Raw genomic sequence first — 3,162 nt, 5'->3', positions numbered from 1 at the left:
CCCGGGCGCCGTCACGCGCATCGATCATCATGCCACGCGGCCCAAGATTGCCTGATATCCAGTCGCCGACCACCGGCTCGGCCGTCTTCCACATGTTGAAGGCCGGGTCGAGCGTGCGCGCCACGCCCTCGACCACCACCATGGTCTTCTGCAACAGGATCAATTCGGGCCGCGTCGCCATGTCGAAGAGTTCGGTGACCTCGAACAGCAGCGTCAGAAGCTTGGCCATCGAGATGGTCTCGGCCGGCTGGCCATGGATCGGCTCCCCGATCGCCCGGATCGCCTGCGCGAAGGCCGCGACATTGTGCTGGCGTGGCACATAGCCGGCCTCGAAATGGACCTCGGCGACACGCAGATAGTCGCGCGTGATGAAGCCGTAGAGAATTTCGGCGAGGAAGCGGCGCTCCTTCTTGCCGAGCCTGCCGGCAATGCCGAGATCGACGGCAACGATGGTGCCGTTTGCCTCGACGAACAAATTGCCCGGATGCATGTCGGCATGGAAGAAGCCGTCGCGCAGGGTGTGGCGCAGGAACGACTGGATGAGATTGGCTGCGATCGCCTTCAGATCGTGGCCGGCGGCCTCCAGGCCGGCAATGTCGTTCATCTTGACGCCGTCGACCCACTCCATGGTCAAGACGTCGCGGCCGGTGCGCTCCCAGTCGACGGACGGCACGCGAAAGCCGGGGTCATCCCTGGTGCTTTCGCCGAGCTCCGAGAGAGCCGCCGCCTCGAGGCGAAGATCCATCTCGATCTTGGTGGTCTGCGCCAGCGTCTGGGTGACCTCGACCGGCCGCAGCCGGCGGGACGAGGGGATGTATTTCTCCTGCAGGCGAGCGGCGAGGAAATAGCTTTCGAGATCCTGGAAGAAACGGCGGCGCACGCCGGGACGGATCACCTTGACCGCCACCTTGGTGGCAATGCCGTCATGGACAGCGTCGGCGGCATGGACCTGGGCGATGGAGGCGGCGGCGACCGGGTCGCCGAATTGCGTATAGAGATCGCCGATCTTGCGCCCGAGCGAAGCCTCGATCGCCGCGATGGCCTCGGCCCGGGGGAAGGTGTGCATCTTGTCCTGCAACGTGGCGAGATCGAGCGCCATGTCGTTGCCGACGACGTCGGGCCGTGTCGCCAGGAACTGGCCGAGCTTTACATAAGATGGACCGAGCCGGACGACCGCCTTGGCCAGCCGGTCGCTGCGCTCATAGGCCAGCGCGCGGCGGCGGGTGAACAGCCGCGCCATCCGCCATCCGAACTTCGGCAGGCCGGACAGTTCCTCACCCGGCAGAGCGGCGACGACACCCTCGCGGACCAGCACCCAGCCGGCCCTTACGAGCCGGAATCCTGCACTGACATTGCTCATGGCAGCGCCAATCCTGCCGGCTCTTTGAACCGGCATAGCACGCGTCGGTTGTGAGAAATGCGGCCCGGCCTCAAAGCTTCCAGCCCGAATGAAGTGCTGCAATACCGCCGGAGTAGTTGCGGAAGGAAACGCGGTCGAAGCCGGCGCGGGAAATCATCGTCGCGAAATTCTGTTGATTGGGAAACCTGGCGATCGATTCGACCAGATAGGAATAGGGTTCGCCGTCGCCAGTGACCATCTTGCCGATCTTTGGAATGGCGTTGAACGACCAGGCTTCGTAGGCCTTGTCGAGAAGCGGCATCTCGACCTCGGAAAACTCTAGGCACAGGAAGCGCCCGCCGGGCTTCAGCACGCGAAACGCTTCGCCCAAGGCCACCTCGATGCGCGGCACGTTGCGGATGCCGAAAGCGATGGTGTAAGCGTCGAATGTGGCATCGGCAAAGGGCAGTTCCTCGGCATTGGCCTCGACGAAATCGGTGTTGCCGGACAGGCCCTTCTTTTCGGCCCGGTCGCGGCCGACAGCCAGCATCGAGCCATTGATGTCGAGCACGGTGGCATGGGCATTGCCGTGGCTGGCATCGACGATGCGGAAGGCGATGTCGCCGGTGCCGCCGGCAACGTCCAGCACGCGCCAGCCGATCCTTTTGGGAGGATTGAGCCAGGTGACCATGGCGTCCTTCCACAGCCGGTGCAGGCCGGCCGACATCAGATCGTTCATCAGGTCGTAGCGGTTGGCGACCTTGTGGAAAACATCGTTGACCAGGGACTGCTTGTCGCCAGCCCCTACACGCTTGAAACCATAGGAGGTTTCCATGCCGCCCGCGGCCGTGGTTCTCTCAACTGACATTTTTTTGATCCGTCATAAAACCGGCGGGACCATAGCCGATCGATGGTGCGGGCGCTATTGTTTAAGGCGCGGTGTTCAGCCGCGCTTCCAGGTGGCGGGTTTTCGAGACCTGGACGGACCGACGGGATGGTTGAATGCCTTTGAAAGCGGAACTGCACTGCCACATCGAAGGGGCAGCGGCGCCCGAACTCGTCATCCGCCAGGCGCAGAAATACGGCAAGGACACCTCGCCCTATATCCAGAACGGTTCCTTCGTCTGGCATGACTTCACCTCCTTCCTGGCGGCTTATGATTTTTCCGCCGATCTGTTCCGGACCGAGGAGGACTATGCGCGGCTGGCCGACCATTATCTGACCAGTCTCGCTCGCGACGGCGCCATCTATTCCGAGGTGTTCACCTCGCCGGACCACGCGAAAAAGGCCGGCCTGTCGCCCAAGGCCTATACCGATGCGCTCGGCGAAGGCATGGCCCGCGCCAAGGCCAAGACCGGCATCGAGGGCCGCATGATCGTCACCGGCGTGCGCCATGTCGGCGTCGAGTCGATCGAGCAGGCGGCGCGCTTTGCGGCGCGCTGCGGGCATCCGCTGGTCACCGGTTTCGGTGTCGCCGGCGATGAGCGCATCGGCGATATGGAGGACTATGTCAGGGCTTTCGAGATCGCCCGCGAGGCCGGGCTCGGCATCACCATCCACGCCGGCGAATTGACGGGCTGGGAGACCGTCCAGGCGGCGCTCGATCATATCCGTCCGTCCCGCATCGGCCATGGCGTGCGCGCCATCGAGAACCCGGACCTCGTCCGGCGCATCGCCGACGAGGGCGTCGTGCTGGAATGCTGCCCCGGTTCCAACATCGCGCTCAAGGTGTTCGACAGTTTCGCCGATCATCCATTTCCGGCCCTGCAGGCGGCCGGCTGCAAGGTGACGCTCAATTCCGACGATCCGCCCTATTTCTGGAC

General features: G+C 63.9%; 3 protein-coding genes. 1 reads left to right on the top strand and 2 read right to left on the bottom strand.

The window, feature by feature from the left end:
- Both ubiB and ubiE read right to left on the bottom strand, forming a co-directional pair.
- The coding region (gene ubiB, locus EN893_RS25945) for a 2-polyprenylphenol 6-hydroxylase (RefSeq protein WP_128361876.1) at positions 1–1,360 on the bottom strand (1,360 nt) is incomplete at its 3' end.
- Positions 1,361–1,430: 70 nt separating this feature from the next.
- Positions 1,431–2,207: a bifunctional demethylmenaquinone methyltransferase/2-methoxy-6-polyprenyl-1,4-benzoquinol methylase UbiE gene (gene ubiE, locus EN893_RS25940; protein WP_127266931.1), complete on the bottom strand. Its 777-nt coding sequence runs from the start codon at positions 2,205–2,207 to the stop codon at positions 1,431–1,433.
- A 134-nt stretch (positions 2,208–2,341) separates the two neighbouring features.
- Between ubiE and EN893_RS25935 the strand changes: the two genes are divergently transcribed.
- Positions 2,342–3,162: adenosine deaminase (locus EN893_RS25935; RefSeq protein ID WP_128361875.1), on the top strand; the 821-nt coding region annotated here is incomplete at its 3' end.

It is taken from the genome of Mesorhizobium sp. M7A.F.Ca.CA.004.04.2.1 (assembly GCF_004022825.1).
In the GTDB taxonomy this organism is placed as follows: Bacteria; Pseudomonadota; Alphaproteobacteria; order Rhizobiales; family Rhizobiaceae; genus Mesorhizobium.
Note: the sequence above shows the minus strand (reverse complement) of the source record. Positions and strands in the feature narration are given on the sequence as shown.

Excerpts from the sequence above, each read along its gene's own strand:
- ubiE (WP_127266931.1), bottom strand. The coding sequence starts at position 2,207 with ATGTCAGTTGAGAGAACCACGGCCGCGGGCGGCATGGAAACCTCCTAT.